The sequence below is a fragment of the Streptomyces sp. SD15 genome, from assembly GCF_054462255.1.
In genome coordinates this window covers 24,117-41,672 of sequence record NZ_JBTLMO010000049.1, presented here as the reverse complement: position 1 = coordinate 41,672, position 17,556 = coordinate 24,117, and the positions used below count along the sequence as shown (strand labels likewise).

Below are 17,556 nucleotides of genomic sequence, written 5' to 3'. Positions count from 1 at the left end.
GAATCCCACCCATGACGAACCCAGCCGAGAGGCTCGTCGATCTGCTCGACCTGGAGCAGATCGAGGTCAACATCTTCCGAGGCCGCAGCCCGCAGGAGTCCCTGCAGCGCGTGTTCGGCGGCCAGGTGGCCGGCCAGGCCATGGTCGCCGCCGGGCGCACCACGGAGGGCGACCGGCCGGTGCACTCACTGCACGCGTACTTCCTGCGCCCGGGCATCCCGGGCGTGCCGATCGTGTACCAGGTCGAGCGGGTCCGTGATGGCAGGTCGTTCACGACCCGTCGTGTCACGGCCGTGCAGCAGGGCCGCACGATCTTCAATCTGACCGCCTCCTTTCACAAGCCTGAGGAAGGGAGCTTCGAGCACCAGCTGCCGCCGGCCCGCGAGGTCCCTGATCCTGAGTCGCTGCCGACGGTGACGCAGGAGATCAAGGAGCATCTGGGCGCGCTCCCAGAGGCGCTGGAGCGTATGGCACGGCGCCAGCCGTTCGACATCCGGTATGTGGACGGGTTGCGCTGGACCCCCGAGGAGATCAAGGACGCCGAGCCGCGCAGCGCGGTATGGATGCGTGCCGTGGGGCCACTGGGTGATGACCCGCTCGTGCACACCTGCGCGCTCACCTACGCGAGCGACATGACCCTCCTTGACGCCGCCCGCATCCCGGTGGAACCGCTGTGGGGTCCGCGTGGCTTCGACATGGCCTCGCTGGACCACGCCATGTGGTTCCATCGGCCGTTCCGCGCCGACGAGTGGTTCCTGTACGACCAGGAGTCGCCCATCGCGACGGGCGGACGCGGACTGGCCCGCGGGCGCATCTACGACGTGGAGGGACGCCTACTCGTCTCGGTCGTTCAGGAGGGGCTGTTTCGGGCGCTGTAGGGCCAGCCCGGCAGTCAGGCGTTTCTGCGGCGGCTCAGCCACCCGAGCAGCCTCCGCGGGCGCTCGGGCCGCTCGGTCACGGGCCGAGCCTCCGGGACTTCTGGCCCCGGCCGTGAGGGCACCGGCGGTGAGACCACCAGTCGTGATGTCTCGGATGGTGACGCCTTCGGTGCCGGGCGCGGAGCAGGGCGGAATTCCCTGGCTTCGGCGACTGCTTGGCCCAAGTCGGCCCGGAGCCAGCTGATCTCGTCGGGGTCCTCCGCCGTCATGATCCGCGAGGCGAGGTGCGCGGCGGGAGAGTCCGGCGTGCCGTGGGAGGCTCGCTCGGGCCGGAAGCGGTTCAGATAGGCGCGTTCGTACGGATCCCTGACGATCTCCGCCACCTGAAGGGCGTCGAGCAGGGAGGCCACGGCCGCGGCCCGTGCCCAGGGGTCCTCCGTCTGCCGCAGCAGGAAACCCATGTGCCGTCCCCGCCAGTTGCGGGGGCGGAGGTCCAGGCCGGCCTCCAGTTGATCGCGGAGTCCCTCAGGCGTACGGCCGCTCAGCACCGCGACGTTCCGCTCGTCGGCCGCGAACTGGCGTAGCTCCTCGGCCAGATACAGCCAGACCACGGCCCTATAGCGATTCAAATAGAAGGTCACAGGAACCACCAGACCCAAGCGCGCGAGCCGCGTGAACCGGGCAGTCGTCACGTCCATGAGCGCGGCGCCCTGCGTGGTACCGACGGCCTTGACACGCTCCCGCAGTGCCTCGGGAAAGCCGTCCTCGGACCGCACCCGGTCGATCTCCGCACGGGCGACCCGGCGTCCTCCACCCCCTTCATCGGGCACCGTACGGATGCACCCGAGCTGCACAGCGAGGTCGAACTCCCGGCGCTTGAGCTCGAGTTCTCGCGCGGCACGGCTGAGCGACGACGTGGCGGACTGCGTGATGGTGTTGCCGGACATGGCGGCTCTCCCCCGTGGAGTGAGGTGCTCGCGCTGGCATGCGCTTGCTTCGAGAAAAACCGTAGCCGGTTCGGCGGATCTCGCGGCGAGCCTGTGGATAACTCCGACCGTGACGAGATATCAGCAGGTCAGAGATCTACAGTGGGTGTGCGATCGGGCTGCCGCGCGTCCACGCCGAGGTGCTCGCCGACTCGATTCACGAGCAAAGTCATCTCGTAGGCGACCTGGCCGATGTCGGCTTCCGCGGCGCTGAGGACGCACAGACAGCTGCCGGCGCCCGCCGCGGTGACGAAGAGCACCGCGTCGTCGAACTCGATCATCGTCTGGCGCACTTGGCCCGCGCCGAAGTGGCGTCCGGAGCCCTTGGCCAGACTGTGCAGACCCGCCGAGACCGCGGCGAGGTGTTCGGCGTCCTCACGCCGAAGTCCTGTGCTCACGCCCGTCACCAGCCCGTCGTTGGACAGCACCAAGGCGTGCCGGACGTGTTCGACGCGCTCGGTGAGGTCGTCCAGTAGCCAGCCGAGTCCCGTGTTCTGCGCCATGGTCCGTCTCCCCGTGTCGTCACTCCCCCCGGCCGGAGGATTCGACCAGCCAGCCTTCCCCACAGCTGCCGCCCGGGCAAGGAGGATGGGGGCATGGCACAGAAGATGACCGACGAGCAATGGCGGGCCTTCATCTCGCACGGCACCCGCACCGGAAAGTTGTCGACCGTTCGGGCCGACGGGCGTCCGCACGTGACGCCGATCTGGTTTCTGGTGGACGGGGACGACGTGGTTTTCAACACCGCGAAGGAGAGTGTCAAGGGACGGAATCTGGCCCGCGACGGCCGAGTCGCCCTCTGCGTGGACGAGGACCGGCCGCCGTTCGATTTCGTGGTACTGGAGGGCCGGGCCGAACTGTCGGAGGGACTTGACGAGTTGCGTCACTGGGCCGCTCGGATCGGCGCACGCTACATGGGTGAGGACCGCGCCGAGGAGTTCGGGGAACGCAACGGGGTTCCTGGCGAACTTCTCGTCCGCGTAAGGATCGAGAAGGTTCTGGCCTACTCCGCGGTGGCGGATTAGATCCCTGTCTCGGCGGCCTCAGCCGACGGAGTCGAGCAGCCGGGCGGTGTGCACCCGCCCGGCATACTCCACGAGCCGGATCAGCACCTCCTTGCCGGAGTCGCGGTCACGGGCGTCGCAGAGGACCACGGGTGTCCCTTGGTCGAGGTCGAGTGCGCGGGACACGTCCTGGGCACCGTAGGCGCGGGCGCCCGTGAAGCAGTTGACGGCCACCACGAACGGGATGTGCCGGTGCTCGAAATAGTCCACCGCTGGGAAGCAGTCCTCGAGACGCCGGGTGTCCGCAAGGACGACGGCGCCGAGCGCGCCTTGCGACAGCTCGTCCCACAGGAACCAGAACCGGTCCTGGCCCGGCGTGCCGAAGAGGTAGAGGGAAAGCCCGGACCGGATGGTGATGCGTCCGAAGTCCATGGCGACGGTCGTCGTGACCTTCTGATCCACGCCGTCGGTGTCGTCCACCGTCTGGCCCGCCTCGCTCAGCAGTTCCTCGGTGCGCAGCGGCCTGATCTCGCTGACCGCGCCCACCAGGGTGGTCTTGCCCACGCCGAACCCGCCGGCGACCAGTATCTTCAACGCCAGGGCGGTCGTCTCGCCATCCGCGGCGTCGGAGTTTTCGGAGACCATCGATCACTTCTCTCGGGTGAACGGAATGGTGCGGATGCTCGGAGTCAGCATCATGGCAACTGCGGCTCCTGTTCGAGGCATTGGACTACTATTTGACCGTTGTGATCGACTCGCGCCCGTTCGATGCCTGGATATATCCACGACGAGGCGCAGGACGAGCCGACGTGGTTCATCTAGAGCGCCCTCAATCCCTCGATCACCTCGCGGAGGATGCGCTCGTCGGGCAACTGCGCGGGCGGCACCGGGAGGCTGACGGTGACGCAGCCCAGTTCCAGAAGGTCGCCGAGCAGCACTCTGACCACACCCACCGGCAGATCCGCGCCCGCGGCGAGTTCGGCCAGTGATTGTGTCTCTATACGGCACAGGTCGATGAGGGTCCGGTGTTCCGGCCCGAGCAAGGTGTCGTCGTCGACTCCGGGTGCGCCCTTGTCGAGGGTGACCAGCGCGATCAGGTCGAAGCGCACTCCGGTGGGGCCTGGTTTGGTGCGGCCGCCCGTCATCGCGTAGGGGCGGACGAGCGGTCCCGCCTCGCTGTCGTACCACTGGCTGCCCGGCATGTCCTCGGTCATCTGCACCGACCGCCCGCAGTCATCCGGCGGCGGGCGGCTGCGCGGCTGCGCGCGGCGCCGCGTAGAGGTGCTCGCCGACACGTTTGACCAGCCGTGCCATCTCGTACGCCACCAGGCCGATGTCGGCCGTGACGCCGGTGAGGACGGCAAGGCACGAGCCATCGCCCGCGGCTGCCACGAACAGAAAGCCGTCGTCCATCTCCACCATCGTCTGGCGCACGCCTCCGGCACCGAAGTGGCGACCGGCACCCTTGGCCAGGCTGTGGAAGCCGGAGGCGACGGCGGCCAGGTGTTCGGCGTCCTCTCGCCTCAGGCCGGTTGACGCGCCCACCGCGAGTCCATCGTTGGACAGCACCACCGCGTGCCGCACTTCGGCGACGCGCAGCACCAATTCGTCCAGCAGCCAGTCGAGTTCGCCGGACCGCTGGTCGGCCCTCGTGCTCGGGTCCTGGATCATGCGGGGTCTCCTTCGCTGCTGTCGCGGCCCGCCTCGGGACCGGGGGTGGCGCCGAGACCGGGTGTTCTGCCGCCGCCGCGTGTCCAGCCGGCGCGGTAGGCCGCCATACGGTCCCGTACGAGTTCGGGGGTGCGCTCGTCGTCGCCTTGGGGGCCCGCGGCTTGTGCCGGCTCCTCGGGCCGCTGTTCTCGCAGTTGGGGTGCGAGGTTCGCCTGCCGCACGCGCCGTGGGAGGTCGTCGGACTCTTCGGAGTCGTCCGCAGGCCGGTGCAGCCGCAAGGTGGTGACTCCAGGTGGCGGGGGTTCGGGTGAGCCGTTCGCTGAGGATTCGACAGCGGTGTGCAGGGGAGGCACCAGTGCGGGTCGCTCGGTGGGTGCCTGGACGGAGTCCTGTTCCGTGGCGGCCGACACGCGCGCGTACTCGCGTTCCGTGGGCCTGCCGTTGTCGTTCCTCTGGGGGGAACGTTCCGCCGCACCCCCGTGCAGCAGCGCCGTGGGCAGCAGGACGACCGCGGTGGTGCCGCCGTAGGGCGAGGTCCGCAAGTGCACCTTGATGCCGTGCCGGGCCGCGAGCCTGCTGACCACGAAGAGGCCGAGCCGGTCGCTGTCGAACAGGTCGAGCGCCTCGGACTGTTCGATGCGCCGGTTCGCCTCGTCGAGTGTCTCCTTGCCCATGCCGAGCCCTCGGTCCTCGACCTCCACGGCGTAGCCGTTGCCGACCGGCTCGCCGGAGATCCGCACGCGGGTGTGCGGCGGCGAGAACTGTGCGGCGTTCTCGACGATTTCGGCGAGGAGGTGAGTCAGGTCGGCCACCGCGGCACCCACGACAGACGCCTCGGGGAGCTGTCGTACCTCCACGCGCGCGTAGTCCTCGACTTCGGACACGGCAGCGCGGACCACGTTCGTCAGGGAGACAGGCATGCGCCAGGCCCGGCCGGGTGCGGCGCCGGAGAGGATGATGAGACTCTCCGCATGGCGCCGCATCCGGGTGGTGAGGTGGTCGAGCCGGAAGAGGTCGCTCAGCTCGTTCGGGTCCTCGGACCGGCGCTCCATGCTGTCCAACAGGTTCAGTTGTCGGTGTACGAGCACCTGGCTGCGTCGGGCGAGGTTGACGAAGACCCCGGAGATTCCGCTGGCGAGCTCCGCGCGTTCGACGGCGGCGCGCAGGGCGGCCCGGTGCACGGTGCCCAGGGCCTCTGCGACCTGTCCGGCCTCGTCCTCCGAGGGCGGCCCGGGCGGGGCCTCGGCACGGACGTCGATCTCCTCTCCCGCGCGCAGCTTGCGCATGGCTTCGGGGAGTTTGCGTCGGGCGATCTCGAGGGCGCTGTTGCGCAGGCTCACCAGCTCGACGACGAGGCCGCGTCCAATGCGTACGGAGATGACGAGCGACGCGGCGACGGCGGCGAGACCGAGCAGCACGGCGGCGCCGGCGGGTGTCAGCAGACCGCGGGTCAACGGGTCGGCCCGGTCCGCGACTCCGCGGCCCGCCTGCGCCTCGATCGTGCGCATTTCGTCCTGCACACGCGCGTGGGCCGTGCTCCAGTCGGCTTCCGGTGCGGCGTCGATCGCCTTGGCGCCGGGCTGGGACGCGAGCACCTTGTCCTCGACAGCGCGTACGTCGGCGTACGCATTCCCCTCCACGAGGTGGCGCCAGGCGTCTCGTTCGGGGCCGCGCAGGTCCGCGGCGGCGGCGTCGGTCAGGGTGCGCCGGGTGTTGACCGCCCCGGTGAACAGCCGCAGTCGCTCTCCGTCGAGGGTGTGCGCGAGGCGGGCGCCGGCCAGTACCGCGTCCTCCTGGGCGAGTGCCTCCCCCGCCCGGGAGAATTCGAGTAGCACGCGCGCGTCGGAGCCCAGATCGGCGTCCTGGATGCCGGTGAGCGCGCCGCCCACCGCGAAGGCCGTCGAAATGGTCTTGGTGTACTGCCCGTACGCCACGTCCCATCCGGTGCGGCGGTCCAGGACAGCGGTTCGTAGGGTCCGTAGTTGCTCGGCGCCGGTGACGAAGGCGCCCAGACGCCCGGCCACTCCGGCGGGCAGGTCGGCGCCGTCGGCAACGGTGTTGTTGCGGTCGCCCAGTCGCAGCTTCGCCACCGCGCGGTCGGTGCGCTCCGCCAGCGTCTTCAAGTCGCTCTGTTGCCCGGCGGCCGGGTCGGTCGCATAGCGGACGGCTGCCGCACGTTCGGTCTGCAGCGCGGCGACGGCGGCGTCGACCGGGGCACGGACCGTGGAGTCCACGCGCTGCAGTTGCCGCAGCCGCGCGACGTCCTGGGCGGTGGTCACCGTGGCGTACGCCCACAGGGCGAGCAGGGAGACGACCGGCACCATCAGAAGGCAGACGATCTTGGCCCGCACGGTGCGGGGGCGGATGCGCCATCGTCCCGCGCGCGTGGGAGTCTGCGGCATCTCCGTGGCGTACTCGTCGGGGTCGGCGTGCTCGTCGGCAGGCGGGCCCGCGTGTGCGCGGCGACCGCGCACGGGGGGCTGGGGCGGCGGCTCGGCGCCGACTCTGGGGGTCCTACGGGGTGTACGCATGGCCTCCTCGCTCGGAATGGATCGGGGGCGTGCCTTCCGGGCCGTCGTGGCTCCCGGCCCGCCGCTAGCGAGCGACGCTCTCGACCGGCCGCTGGGCCGATGCGGATGCCTCGCGCTCGCCGGCTGTCGGCGACAGCGCGACGAACGCCGATGTCAGGAAGAGATAGGACCCGAGGCCGACGGCGAGGGGGAAGATGAACTGCATCGCCGTGGCCCCGGGCAGGGCCTCGCCGGAGGGGCTGACGCGCACGCTCACCGCCATCATTCCGGTGTAGTGCATGCTGCTCACGGCTCCTCCCATGACGAGGGAGGCGAGGGCGACCGCCACAGGTGACTTGATGTTGAGTGCCGCCCACAGGGCCGCGGTCGCCGCGACCACGGCGATCACGACAGAGAGCCCGACAAGCATCGGGTCGTATCGCACGCCGCCGTGCAGCCGCAGCGCGGCCATGCCCAGATAGTGCATGCTCGCGACGCCGAGCCCGGTGGTGAGTCCCCCGAGGACGAGCGCGCGGCCCCGGTCGCGGCCGTAGCCGACGGCGAAGACACCCGCGCCGACGACGACCATGGCGACGAGCAGACTGAGGATGGTCAGCGGCACGTTGTAGCGCATTTCCGTACCGCCGACACTGAAGCCGAGCATCGCCACGAAGTGCATCGTCCAGATACCGGTGCCGATCGCAGAGGCGGCGGTGAGGAGCCAGTTGCGACGCGAGCGTCCTGTGGCGCCGAGGGCGCGGACGGTGCAGCGCAGCCCCAGGGCGGCGCCTATACAGGCCATCACGTACGACAGCACGGGTGTCAGCCAGCCGAAGGCGGCGTGGTCCAGGTGTCCCATGGCTCAGGGACGCTAGTCCGGGCAGGGGCGCACAAAGAGGGCGCATTTCGAAAGGTGTTGAAATATGACACAGAGAGGTACATGAACGATCGCGTCACGCTCGAACATGTGCACCGCGTCGCACTTCGTGTCCGGTGAGGGATCATGCGGAACATGAGCGACGACCACACACACGTCCAGGAGTTCTTCGCGGCGCGCGCGGCCGGCTGGGACACCCGGTTCCCCGACGACGGCCCGGCCTACGCGGCCGCGATCGCCGAACTCGGCCTGCGCGAGGGCGACCGCGTGCTCGACGCCGGCTGCGGCACCGGGCGCGCCCTCCCGCCGCTGCGCGCAGCCGTGGGGCTCTCCGGAGTGGTCATCGGGGTCGATCTGACCCCGGCCATGCTGGAGGCCGCTGTACGGGCCGGCCGGAACCGCGACGGGCAGTTGCTGCTCGCCGACGTCACCCGGCTGCCGCTCCGCACGGAGTCACTGAACGCCGTCTTCGGAGCGGGCCTGATCGCACATCTGCCCCACCCCGCCGCGAATCTGCGGGAGTTGGCACGGGTGGTGCGGCCCGGTGGCACGCTGGCGCTGTTCCATCCGATCGGCCGAGCTGCGCTCGCGGCACGTCAGGGCCGCCGGATCACGCCGGACGATCTGCGCGCAGAGGCCAGCCTCGGTCCCCTGCTGGCCGGTTCCGGTTGGGACATGACGTCGTACGTCGACGAGGACGCCCGCTTCCTGGCGCTGGCCCTACGCCGAGACTGAAGCCGAGGCCTCAGACCTCGCCCGCGACCTCGGCCGCGAAGGCATCGGGGTTGTCGAACATGACGTTGTGGCCCGCACCGGGCACGATCACCATCCGCACCCCGGCGGCCTCCAGCCCCTCTCTGCCTGCGGGCTCCCCGCTCAGCTCCCCCTGGAGGTACACGCGGTCCATCGTCAGCTCCTCGAGCATGTGGCGCATCGTCGGGTACGTGCCGCGTGCGAGTCCGGTCGCGGTGCGGTGCAGCGCGCGTGGATCGGCGAGTCGCATGGTGGCCGCCCAGGAGGGGCCGACCTTGTCGAGCACGCGCGCGTGGCCGCCGTTTTCGACGTAGTCCTCCTCCTCGTACGAGGCGATGCCGCCGCTTCCCGCCGTGACCGGAGGGTGCGGGTCGAGATTCGCTTCCGTGAGGACCAGCCTGGACACGAGGTCGGGCCGCCGGTGGGCGAGCACGATGGCGACGGCGCCTCCCATGCTGTGCGCGACGAGCTCCGCCCCCGTGACCTCGGCCTCGTCCAGCGCGGCCGCCAGTGCGTCGGCGTGCTCCTCCAGGGAGTAGCCGAAATTCTCGGGCCGGTCGCTGATGCCGTGACCGGGCAGGTCGACGAACAAGGTGCGGCGGCCGACCAGTTCGGGCCGGGCCGCGATGTGGGCGTGGTAGACCGTCGACACCGACCCCAAGCCATGCACAAATACCCGCGCGGGTTCGGCACCCGCCGCCTCCGTCCAGCGGATGCAGCTTCCCTCTTCGTCGAACTCGGCCTGCTTCATGGCGCTCCCCCTTCGTGTCACTTCATCGCCTCTCATGCCAGGATACATCGACAACGAGGTATAGAGGAAAGGAGGTATAGAGGAAGTGATGTACAGCGGCATGCGGCAGAATGCGAAGCATGTTGGAACTGGCCATCCTCGGTTTCCTGTACGACTCGCCTCTGCACGGCTATGAGCTGCGCAAGCGCATCACCGCACTGGCCGGGCATGTGAAGCCCGTCGCCGAGAGCACGCTGTATCCCGCGATCAAGCGGCTGGAGAAGGCGGACCTGCTGGCGCGGGAGACGCAGCCCGGCTCCGTGGCCGCCCCTCGCCATGTCCTCTCACTCACCGAGGAAGGCAGGCGCGAGTTGCTCCGCCGGCTCACGGAGCCTGCGCAGCGCGACATCACCGACGAGAACCGCTGGTTCACGGTGCTCGCCTTCCTCAGACACCTGGATGATCCGGCAGCGCAGGCCGCGGTACTGCGCCGCCGGCTCGCCTTCCTCGAGGAACCCGCGAGCTTCTTCTACGAAGGTGACCGGCCGCTGCGCGCCGAGGAGTTGGACGATCCCTTCCGGCGCGGCATCCTCACCATCGCGCGGGCCACAAGCCGAGCCGAACTGTCCTGGCTGCGGGACACCATCGACTCACTCGACGGGAGCGGCCGGTGAGACCGCGTTCGACTCGCTCGCAAGGCTTCACCGCGCGGTCCCTCTTCTACCGCCGCAGCTTCAACTCTACGTTGAGTAGGAACAGATGAACGGTCAGCGATGGCAACCGCGCAGGGGGAAGGTGGCCCAATGTCCGGCATGTTCGGCAGACTCCGCAAAATGTGGCTCCAGAGAACAGCCGAGCGGTTCGAGGCGCAGCGGACCGCGAAGCAACGCCCGGAGAAACGTGCGCACAACCTGTTCGAGGCGGCTGCGGCGTATGTGTCGGCGTGCGCGGAGGACGATCAGGAGCAGATCGACGAGGCCGCGGCCTGGGTGTCGCCGGAGGCGTTGTCGTTCGGGGTGAACGAGTTGGCCTGCCGTGCCGTCATCGCCCTGGCGCGAGAGCGCGACGAGTCGCCCCGGACGGTGGCGCGGACGCTGCTCGGACTGCCCGCCGCCTGACCCCGGTGGGCCGTGGTGGTCGTTTCGTCCCTGTCCAGCCCGACAACTACGGCTCCGCGTGCGCTTGGGGCTCGTGACAAGCGCCTTCCGGTCGCATTAAGGTGCGCCGACGAACGTAGCGATGGGGAGGCTGGGATGGCCGGGACGGACGATGACGCCGTCGCCACCGGGGACGACGACGCACTGTATGTGCTGACGGCGGTGCTGCTGACGCCCGCGAAGTTCCCCAGCGTGCTGGGAGACGACTACCCGGAGGCCTGCGCGGCGCTCGACCTGGCGCCCCTGGCCGACGGGTACGGTCTCGTGCTCGGCCAGGACGGCGACGGTGCTCGGTGGACGGTCGTCGTCGACGACGTCTCGCTGGTCGCCGTCGCCATCGCCTCCTGGGACTGCGGCATGGAGCACGAGCTGTCGCCCGACGAGCGCTCGGTCGTCTCCGCGCTGCCCGGCTGGCCCTTGGCGGTCGCCGTCGCCGCTCCCGGGGTGCCGGCCCCGCACGACCCCGGACCCGAGCTCATGGAGCGGCCCCCGCTCAGCCCTCCGGACACCACCACCTGGGGACCGGCCCAACGGCGCCTCGGTGCCGACGAGATCGCACTGCAGTGGGCGACCTGGCGGGAGCAGATCGACAACGCAGACTTCGTCAGGTCGGATGACAAGGTTCAGGCCGAGGACGCCCCTCAGGACGACACCGGGAGCGGCGACGAGCCCCTGATCGGTGTCCGCCGGGTGCTCGCGGAGGCTCAGTCCTACGTGGACACGCCACCGCCGCTCGGCCGGGTCCGCTCGTCCTTCGCCACGGGCGACGCTCGGACCCTGCGCGCAGACGGCCCCGGCTGGTCCATGGTCGCCCGGACAGACGACATTGCGTTCGTCCTCCTCGACGAGGAACCCGGAGAGGTCCTGCCCGTCGGCCGGGGACCCGCACTGCCAGGCCTCCTGGAGGCCCTCGACAAGATGGCCGTACGCCCCAGCTGAGCGACCGCGCCACGCCGGCTACCGGTGGCTCGGGCCACTGTCAGAGGCTCGCGTACGGGTCGATGAGGAGGGCGTCTGTTGCCGGTCGTCGTTGCGGACCGGCGCTCCGCCGCGCAGAGGATTTCCGCGGGGCGCGGCAGCCGCCCGCGGACCGTACCGTCGGCAGGCCCGCGAACGGCGATGTGGCCGTCTCCTGTACGCCGATCGGAGACGCACCGGCTCGGCTACGCCTCAGCGGCCTATTTCCTTGCGGGTGACGCGGCGCAGCCTGCGCCGCTGCGAGGGGTCCAGCGCCAGATACGCGGCCGCCGGGACTCCCAGCACAATCAGGAAGGCGGCCCACCAGGGCAGCCAGTACAACAGGACGAGGCCGACCGCCACACCTCCTGCGGCGATCTTCGCATTCTTCGACATGTGTCGCCTCCTTCGCGGCTGCTGCCGCTCTCTGTCCTGAAAACGGGTCCGCGCTCCGCACGGTTCCGGAGCGCGACCCTGAGTCATCCCTGAGACGCGCCCCCTACTTACCCCTGAGAGCCATCGTGGCTACTCGGCCCTGAGGGGCTCGCCGACCTCGTACATGTGGCGCAGGGCCTGCCGGTAGGAGTCGACGAGCCCGGTTTCCGCGTAGGGGATACCCAATTCTTGGCAGTGTGCGCGCACCAAGGGCTGGGCCAGTTTCAGATGGGGTCGGGGCATGCTCGGGAACAAATGGTGCTCGATCTGGTAGTTGAGGCCGCCGAGGAACCAGTCGGTGAGCACGGCACCGCGAATGTTGCGCGACGTGAGCACCTGGCGGTGCAGATGCCCCCAACGCTCGCCGTCCGGGTCGGGCATCTCCATGCCCTTGTGGTTCGGTGCGAAGGCCATGCCCAGGTGCAGGCCGAACAGTGCTTGGTGCACCGCGGCGAAGGCGAGGGCCCTGCCGGGAGACAGGGAGGTGAGCAGCAAAGTCGCGTACGCAACGACGTGGGCCACCAAAAGCAGGGCCTCCACCACCCGCTCTCGGGGCGCCTGCCGACGCAGGTCCTGGAAGCCGTGGAACTTCAGCGCCACGCCTTCCAGGAGGGTGAGCGGGAAGAACAGCCAGGCCTGGTTGCGGGTGAGCCAGCGCCGGAAGCCGACCCGGTCCCTGGCCTGCTCGCCGGTGAAGACCAGGACGTCGGCGACGACGTCGGGATCCTTGTCGATGTGGTTCGGATTGGCGTGGTGGCGGTTGTGCTTGTCGTTCCACCAGGCGTAGCTCATTCCCAGGAGCAGGTTGCCGTGGATCAGGCCGATCACGCGGCCGATCGCCTTGGTGCCGGTGATCTGGGAGTGGCCGGCATCGTGGCCTATGAAGGCCGTCCGGGCCGAGAACACGGCGAGCAGGGGGGCGAGGAGCAGGGCCCACCAGGAGTTGCCGATCAGGACGACGCCCGTCACGACAGCGGCCAGGGCCAGCGCGTTCATGCTGATCGCGAGCGCGTACCAGCCGCGGCGCCGGTCCAGTAGACCCTGACTCCTGACGGTGCGCAGGAGAGGTGCGAACTCGCTTCCGGGGGTCTGCCCCACGATCGTCCCTGGCGGGTGTTCCGCGACGGCTGCGGTGGTCTGGGGCATGGCGGGTCTCCGGTCTCTCAAGGAACGGGCTGACCCGATGAAACGTACGAATCAGTGACCCTCGGCGACCATGACGCCACCACCCGTGTGCGCACTGAGGCACTCCCCGCCCCTCAAGGGGGGCTACGTACACCCCTGAATCGAGGTGATTCACCTCACGGCACGGGCATCCCTGCCAGTCCCGCGGAGTGCTGTACCCTCGACCACCCCGACCGCCGGTAGTCAAATTTGAGGAATGCGCCATCGTCGTGCAGAGAATTCCTGCGGCAACGCCCGCCGAGATCTCCGAACTGGCCCGCTGCTGTGCCGTGTTCGTACCGGCAGATCCGTCTCGCACCGGCAGTGTCGCCTTCTGGCAGCCCGACGGCGATGTCCCTCCCACGGTGGCGTCCGGTTCCGTCGAGGACCTGACCGTGGTCCTGCCCGCAGGCGACGGTGTCGTGCTCGTGACCGTGCCTGCCGTCCTCCTCCCTGTGCGCGCCGCTCTGCCGGTCCTCACACGCGCGCGCGGCGCCGCGCAGGCGCACCGGGCGACCGCTTTCTGGGGCGCGGCCGCCGTGCTCGCCCTCCAACTCGCCGCGCGTGGACTGCTGCTGCCGGGACTGACCGCCGGCGACCACGACGCCTGGCGGGCGGGTCCGCTGCGCGCCGACGACCTGGAGCGGATCCGCGAGTTCGCCGCCGCGATGCCGCCCGAGGCACACGCGGTACCGGTGGACGGCGCGGAACCGCTGCGCATGCCCGAGCCGGAGCGACTGCTGCGCGCCTTCCTCGACGCGGTCGCCGACGCGTTGCCCCGCTCCCCCGCCGCCTCGCTCGCCGCGGCAGGTCCGGCCTTCGCGGCGCAGGAACCGCAGTATGTGCCCGAGCAGCGTGCCTGGGCCGCCGATGTCGCCGCGGGGCACGACACGGGCGTACGGATCTCGCTGCGCGTCGAGGTGCCGGGGCTGGCGTCGGTCCTGCCGGATGAGACGCGGCTGCCGTTTCGCGGGGTGCTGCAGGTGCACAGCGTGAGCGATCCGGGTCTTGTCGCGGATGCCTCCGCCGTTTGGGCCGGTTCGGCCGCCTTCGGCCCGCGCGCGCGGATGGACGTTCTGCTGGCCCTGCGCCGCGCGGCCCGCGTCTGGCCCCCGCTCACGCCGCTGCTCTCGGCGACGGTGCCGGATGCCGTCGAACTCGCCGACGAGGAGGTCACCGAACTCCTCGGCGAAGGCGCCCGCCAGCTGGCGTCCGCCGGCGTCGACGTGCACTGGCCGAAGGAGTTGGCGCGCAAGGTGACCGCCCGGGCCGTCATCGGCCCGCCGGACGGCGAGCGGGGGCCGGACAAGGTCGCGTCGGACACGCCGTCGTTCCTGTCGGCGGACGCGCTGCTGTCCTTCAACTGGCGGTTCGCGCTGGGCGATCAGCAGCTCACGCGCCAGGAGCTGGACCAACTCGCCGAGGCGAACCGCCCCATGGTGCGGCTGCGCGACCAATGGGTCCTCGTCGACGCGCAGGAGGTGCGCCGCGCCAGGGCGCAACAGGACCGCAAGGTCACGCCCATCGACGCGCTGAGCGCCGCCCTGACGGGCTCCACGGAGGTCGACGGCCGCCGGGTCGACGTACAGCCCACGGGGTGGCTGGCGACGCTGCGGGAGCGCCTCGCGGACCCGGAGGGACAGGAGCCGGTCGGGCAGCCCGCCGCGCTCACCGCGACGCTGCGGGACTACCAGGTGCGTGGCCTCGACTGGCTGGCCCGGATGACCTCCTTGGGACTGGGCGGCTGTCTGGCCGACGACATGGGACTGGGCAAAACGATCACTCTGATCGCCCTGCATCTGCACCGACAGACCGATGAGTCGGCCGCGGGTCCCACGCTCGTGGTCTGTCCGGCCTCTTTGATGGGCAACTGGCAGCGGGAGATCGAGAAGTTCGCGCCCGGCACGCCGGTGCGCCGTTTCCATGGCAGTCGGCGCAGTCTGGGGGGCCTGGCGGACGGGGAGTTCGTGCTCACCACGTACGGCACGATGCGGCTCGACGCGCCGCGGCTCGGCGAAGTGCCGTGGGGCTTGGTCGTCGCGGACGAGGCCCAGCATGTGAAGAACCCCTACTCGGCGACGGCACGAGCCCTACGCACCGTCGGTGCACGCGCGCGCGTGGCGCTCACCGGCACCCCGGTGGAGAACAGCCTCTCGGAACTGTGGGCGATCCTCGACTGGACGACGCCGGGCCTGCTCGGGAGTCTCGGCGCCTTCCGGACGCGGTATGCGCAGGCCGTCGAGGGTGGTCAGGATCCCGCGGCGGCCGAGCGGCTCACCCGGCTGGTGCGACCGTTCCTGCTGCGGCGCCGCAAGTCGGATCCCGGGATCGCACCCGAACTGCCGCCGAAGACCGAGACCGACCGAGCCGTGTCGCTCACCAAGGAGCAGACGGGTCTGTACGAGGCGATGGTGCGCGAGACCCTCGCGGAGATCTCGGGCGCGGACAGCATGGCGCGGCGCGGCCTGATCGTGAAGCTGCTCACCGGGCTGAAGCAGATCTGCAACCACCCGGCACAGTTCCTCAAGGAGGACCAGCCGAAGATCCCGGGCAGGTCCGGGAAGCTGGAACTGCTGGACGAACTGCTCGACACCATCCTCTCCGAGGGAGCGAGCGTTCTGGTTTTCACCCAGTACGTGCGGATGGCGCGCCTCATCGAGCGCCACCTGGCGGCGCGCGGCGTGTCGACGCAGTTCCTGCACGGAGGGACGCCCGTCAGCGAGCGCGAGGCGATGGTGGAGCGCTTCCAGGAGGGCGAAATGCCCGTCTTCTTGTTGTCGTTGAAGGCCGCGGGCACGGGGCTGAACCTGACGCGGGCCGAGCATGTCGTGCACTACGACCGCTGGTGGAACCCCGCGGTCGAGGCGCAGGCCACGGACCGCGCGTATCGCATCGGGCAGAGCCGGCCCGTGCAGGTGCACCGGCTGATCGCCGAGGGAACCATCGAGGACCGCATCGCGGAGATGCTGCGGCGCAAGCAGCAGTTGGCCGACGCGGTCCTCGGCGCCGGTGAGGCGGCGCTCACGGAGCTGACCGATGCCGAACTGGCCGACCTGGTGGAGCTGCGAGGGAGCGCACGATGACGAATCGGAACGAGGAGTACACGTTCGCGGCGCTGCCGCCCGCGCACGGTCGGGGCTTCGCGCGGACGTGGTGGGGCCAGGCTTGGTTGAAGGCGCTGGAGGACGCGGCGCTGGACTCGGAACAGGTGCGGACGGGACGCCGACTCGCGCGCGCGGGGGCGGTCGGAGCCGTGTCGGTGCGTCCGGGGCGCATCACGGCAGTCGTCCAGAACCGCGACCGCACCGCGCACCGTGCGGACGTACTGCTTCAGGAGCTGTCCGAGGAGCAGTGGGACCGCTTCTTGGACATGGCCGTCGAGCGGGCCGGGCACGTCGCGGCGTTGCTCGACCGCGAGATGCCGCCGCATCTGGTCGAGGACGCGGCGGCTGCGGGTGTCGAACTACTGCCGGGTCTTGGGGACTTGGAAGCCGAGTGCGACTGCGGGGCCTGGGACCACTGCGGGCACACCGCCGCGCTCTGTTATCAGATGGCTCGGCTGCTGGACCAGGATCCGTTCGCCCTGCTGCTGATGCGCGGGCGAGCCGAGCGCGCGCTGCTGGACGAGCTGCACCTGCGCAGCACCGCGACCGCGCAGGACTCGCTGGGAGCGCCGGAACCCCCTCAGGAAGGCGTGGATGCCGCCGAGGCGTACGCGGTCGGAGACATCCTGCCGCCCCTGCCCTCCCTTCCGGCACTGCCCGCGGGCCCCGGCCTGCCGCCCTCCCTTGACACCGAGGCCGCGCCCGCGCCCGGCGTCGACCCGTCCGCCGTGGAGTTCCTGGCCGCCGCGGCTGCGACAGCGGCGTACCGGCTGCTCGCCGGGGCACTCCAGCCCGGTCATGGACAGCACACGGTGGAGGCGGAGTTGACGCTCGCACAGGACGCGGTCCGGCTTGCGGCGGCGGGTCCGGAGCGTGCGATAGCCGAGCGGCTCGCCGACGGGTCCGGGCGCGACCGGCAGGAACTGGCGCTCGCCGTGCGCGCCTGGCACCACGGGGGTGCGGTCGCGCTGTCCGTCCTCGAGGACGAGTGGACCGTGCAGGCCGAAGCACTGGCACGCGCGCGTGCCGCCCTGAAGTCGGCCTGGGAGGAGGACGAGCGGCCGCGACTGCGCGCCGCCCGCAACCGCTGGACCGCGGTCGACAAGCCGACCCAGCTGCGTCTGGGGCGGGACGGCCAATGGTGGCCGTACCGCAAGGAACGGGGCCGTTGGACGCCCGCGGGACCGGCGGTCGGGGATCCGGCCACGGCTCTCGCTACAGCGGAGGGAGACCCGAGCGGCGACCTCAATGGCTGACGCCTCAGGTTCACCTTGAGGTCGGGCGACGTTCGACGCAGGGGCTGACTCTGACCGCTGTCAATGAACTTGTA

The 17,556-nt window shown here is 70.4% G+C and carries 18 protein-coding genes; 8 read left to right on the top strand and 10 right to left on the bottom strand.

From position 1 onward, the window contains the following. The first annotated feature begins 11 nt into the window (after positions 1 to 11). A complete protein-coding gene (locus tag ACX28W_RS34730) occupies positions 12 to 878 on the top strand; it encodes an acyl-CoA thioesterase (protein ID WP_459003983.1) in 867 nt (288 codons plus the stop codon). 14 nt (positions 879 to 892) lie between these two features. On the opposite strand, the gene ACX28W_RS34725 is transcribed toward ACX28W_RS34730, so the two are convergent. Together ACX28W_RS34725 and ACX28W_RS34720 are read right to left on the bottom strand one after the other, a co-directional pair. Further along, on the bottom strand, positions 893 to 1,825 hold the full coding sequence (locus ACX28W_RS34725) for a DUF6397 family protein (protein ID WP_459003982.1): 933 nt from the start codon (positions 1,823 to 1,825) through the stop codon (positions 893 to 895). A 128-nt stretch (positions 1,826 to 1,953) separates the two neighbouring features. Then, positions 1,954 to 2,367 (bottom strand): roadblock/LC7 domain-containing protein, encoded by a 414-nt coding sequence (locus ACX28W_RS34720; protein ID WP_459003981.1) that lies wholly within the window; start codon positions 2,365 to 2,367, stop codon positions 1,954 to 1,956. A 93-nt stretch (positions 2,368 to 2,460) separates the two neighbouring features. On the opposite strand from ACX28W_RS34720, the gene ACX28W_RS34715 reads away from it, so the two are divergent. Continuing rightward, positions 2,461 to 2,889, top strand: a complete 429-nt coding sequence (locus tag ACX28W_RS34715; RefSeq protein ID WP_459003980.1) for a PPOX class F420-dependent oxidoreductase — start codon at positions 2,461 to 2,463, stop codon at positions 2,887 to 2,889. A gap of 18 nt (positions 2,890 to 2,907) precedes the next feature. Here the strand turns inward: ACX28W_RS34715 and ACX28W_RS34710 are convergent, their stop codons facing one another. From ACX28W_RS34710 to ACX28W_RS34690, 5 genes are all read right to left on the bottom strand, one after another. Further along, positions 2,908 to 3,513: a GTP-binding protein gene (locus tag ACX28W_RS34710; protein WP_362086867.1), complete on the bottom strand. Its 606-nt coding sequence runs from the start codon at positions 3,511 to 3,513 to the stop codon at positions 2,908 to 2,910. Between the two features lie 173 nt (positions 3,514 to 3,686). Then, a complete protein-coding gene (locus ACX28W_RS34705; protein WP_362086864.1) occupies positions 3,687 to 4,082 on the bottom strand; it encodes a DUF742 domain-containing protein in 396 nt (131 codons plus the stop codon). 19 nt (positions 4,083 to 4,101) lie between these two features. Then, the gene (locus tag ACX28W_RS34700; RefSeq protein WP_459003979.1) at positions 4,102 to 4,539 is read right to left on the bottom strand and encodes a roadblock/LC7 domain-containing protein; all 438 of its coding nucleotides are present in this window, start codon (positions 4,537 to 4,539) and stop codon (positions 4,102 to 4,104) included. Further along, complete coding sequence (locus ACX28W_RS34695) at positions 4,536 to 7,070, bottom strand: sensor histidine kinase (protein WP_459003978.1); 2,535 nt, start codon at positions 7,068 to 7,070, stop codon at positions 4,536 to 4,538. Before ACX28W_RS34695 ends, ACX28W_RS34700 begins: the two co-directional genes overlap by 4 nt. Before the next feature lie 64 nt (positions 7,071 to 7,134). Further along, positions 7,135 to 7,908: an MHYT domain-containing protein gene (locus ACX28W_RS34690; RefSeq protein ID WP_459003977.1), complete on the bottom strand. Its 774-nt coding sequence runs from the start codon at positions 7,906 to 7,908 to the stop codon at positions 7,135 to 7,137. 144 nt (positions 7,909 to 8,052) lie between these two features. Here ACX28W_RS34690 and ACX28W_RS34685 point away from each other — a divergent pair, with 144 nt between their 5' ends. Further along, entirely contained in the window at positions 8,053 to 8,661 is a 609-nt protein-coding gene (locus ACX28W_RS34685) for a class I SAM-dependent methyltransferase (RefSeq protein ID WP_459003976.1), read from the top strand. A 10-nt stretch (positions 8,662 to 8,671) separates the two neighbouring features. Here ACX28W_RS34685 and ACX28W_RS34680 read toward each other — a convergent pair whose 3' ends face one another. Next, positions 8,672 to 9,430: an alpha/beta fold hydrolase gene (locus ACX28W_RS34680; protein WP_459003975.1), complete on the bottom strand. Its 759-nt coding sequence runs from the start codon at positions 9,428 to 9,430 to the stop codon at positions 8,672 to 8,674. Between the two features lie 119 nt (positions 9,431 to 9,549). Here ACX28W_RS34680 and ACX28W_RS34675 point away from each other — a divergent pair, with 119 nt between their 5' ends. The 3 genes from ACX28W_RS34675 (at position 9,550) to ACX28W_RS34665 (ending at position 11,505) form a co-directional block, all read left to right on the top strand. Next, positions 9,550 to 10,083: a PadR family transcriptional regulator gene (locus ACX28W_RS34675; protein ID WP_459003974.1), complete on the top strand. Its 534-nt coding sequence runs from the start codon at positions 9,550 to 9,552 to the stop codon at positions 10,081 to 10,083. 159 nt (positions 10,084 to 10,242) lie between these two features. Continuing rightward, positions 10,243 to 10,527, top strand: coding sequence for a hypothetical protein (locus tag ACX28W_RS34670; RefSeq protein ID WP_459003973.1), 285 nt, complete (start codon positions 10,243 to 10,245; stop codon positions 10,525 to 10,527). A gap of 135 nt (positions 10,528 to 10,662) precedes the next feature. Further along, on the top strand, positions 10,663 to 11,505 hold the full coding sequence (locus tag ACX28W_RS34665; protein ID WP_459003972.1) for a hypothetical protein: 843 nt from the start codon (positions 10,663 to 10,665) through the stop codon (positions 11,503 to 11,505). A 231-nt stretch (positions 11,506 to 11,736) separates the two neighbouring features. On the opposite strand, the gene ACX28W_RS34660 is transcribed toward ACX28W_RS34665, so the two are convergent. Then, positions 11,737 to 11,919: a hypothetical protein gene (locus tag ACX28W_RS34660; protein WP_362086837.1), complete on the bottom strand. Its 183-nt coding sequence runs from the start codon at positions 11,917 to 11,919 to the stop codon at positions 11,737 to 11,739. A 129-nt stretch (positions 11,920 to 12,048) separates the two neighbouring features. Beyond that, the gene (locus ACX28W_RS34655; RefSeq protein ID WP_459003971.1) at positions 12,049 to 13,104 is read right to left on the bottom strand and encodes a fatty acid desaturase family protein; all 1,056 of its coding nucleotides are present in this window, start codon (positions 13,102 to 13,104) and stop codon (positions 12,049 to 12,051) included. A gap of 248 nt (positions 13,105 to 13,352) precedes the next feature. On the opposite strand from ACX28W_RS34655, the gene ACX28W_RS34650 reads away from it, so the two are divergent. Together ACX28W_RS34650 and ACX28W_RS34645 are read left to right on the top strand one after the other, a co-directional pair. Further along, complete coding sequence (locus ACX28W_RS34650; protein ID WP_459003970.1) at positions 13,353 to 16,205, top strand: DEAD/DEAH box helicase; 2,853 nt, start codon at positions 13,353 to 13,355, stop codon at positions 16,203 to 16,205. Beyond that, entirely contained in the window at positions 16,202 to 17,482 is a 1,281-nt protein-coding gene (locus ACX28W_RS34645; protein ID WP_459003969.1) for an SWIM zinc finger family protein, read from the top strand. Before ACX28W_RS34650 ends, ACX28W_RS34645 begins: the two co-directional genes overlap by 4 nt. The last annotated feature ends 74 nt before the right edge of the window (positions 17,483 to 17,556 follow it).

Bases quoted from the DNA above. Each gene is read 5' to 3' on its own strand.
- ACX28W_RS34725 (WP_459003982.1), bottom strand. From the start codon at position 1,825: ATGTCCGGCAACACCATCACGCAGTCCGCCACGTCGTCGCTCAGCCGT.
- ACX28W_RS34690 (WP_459003977.1), bottom strand. From the start codon at position 7,908: ATGGGACACCTGGACCACGCCGCCTTCGGCTGGCTGACACCCGTGCTG.
- ACX28W_RS34705 (WP_362086864.1), bottom strand. From the start codon at position 4,082: ATGACCGAGGACATGCCGGGCAGCCAGTGGTACGACAGCGAGGCGGGA.
- ACX28W_RS34720 (WP_459003981.1), bottom strand. From the start codon at position 2,367: ATGGCGCAGAACACGGGACTCGGCTGGCTACTGGACGACCTCACCGAG.
- ACX28W_RS34695 (WP_459003978.1), bottom strand. From the start codon at position 7,070: ATGCGTACACCCCGTAGGACCCCCAGAGTCGGCGCCGAGCCGCCGCCC.
- ACX28W_RS34680 (WP_459003975.1), bottom strand. From the start codon at position 9,430: ATGAAGCAGGCCGAGTTCGACGAAGAGGGAAGCTGCATCCGCTGGACG.
- ACX28W_RS34670 (WP_459003973.1), top strand. From the start codon at position 10,243: ATGTGGCTCCAGAGAACAGCCGAGCGGTTCGAGGCGCAGCGGACCGCG.
- ACX28W_RS34675 (WP_459003974.1), top strand. From the start codon at position 9,550: ATGTTGGAACTGGCCATCCTCGGTTTCCTGTACGACTCGCCTCTGCAC.
- ACX28W_RS34715 (WP_459003980.1), top strand. From the start codon at position 2,461: ATGGCACAGAAGATGACCGACGAGCAATGGCGGGCCTTCATCTCGCAC.
- ACX28W_RS34655 (WP_459003971.1), bottom strand. From the start codon at position 13,104: ATGCCCCAGACCACCGCAGCCGTCGCGGAACACCCGCCAGGGACGATC.
- ACX28W_RS34700 (WP_459003979.1), bottom strand. From the start codon at position 4,539: ATGATCCAGGACCCGAGCACGAGGGCCGACCAGCGGTCCGGCGAACTC.
- ACX28W_RS34645 (WP_459003969.1), top strand. From the start codon at position 16,202: ATGACGAATCGGAACGAGGAGTACACGTTCGCGGCGCTGCCGCCCGCG.
- ACX28W_RS34665 (WP_459003972.1), top strand. From the start codon at position 10,663: ATGGCCGGGACGGACGATGACGCCGTCGCCACCGGGGACGACGACGCA.
- ACX28W_RS34730 (WP_459003983.1), top strand. From the start codon at position 12: ATGACGAACCCAGCCGAGAGGCTCGTCGATCTGCTCGACCTGGAGCAG.
- ACX28W_RS34660 (WP_362086837.1), bottom strand. From the start codon at position 11,919: ATGTCGAAGAATGCGAAGATCGCCGCAGGAGGTGTGGCGGTCGGCCTC.
- ACX28W_RS34710 (WP_362086867.1), bottom strand. From the start codon at position 3,513: ATGGTCTCCGAAAACTCCGACGCCGCGGATGGCGAGACGACCGCCCTG.
- ACX28W_RS34685 (WP_459003976.1), top strand. From the start codon at position 8,053: ATGCGGAACATGAGCGACGACCACACACACGTCCAGGAGTTCTTCGCG.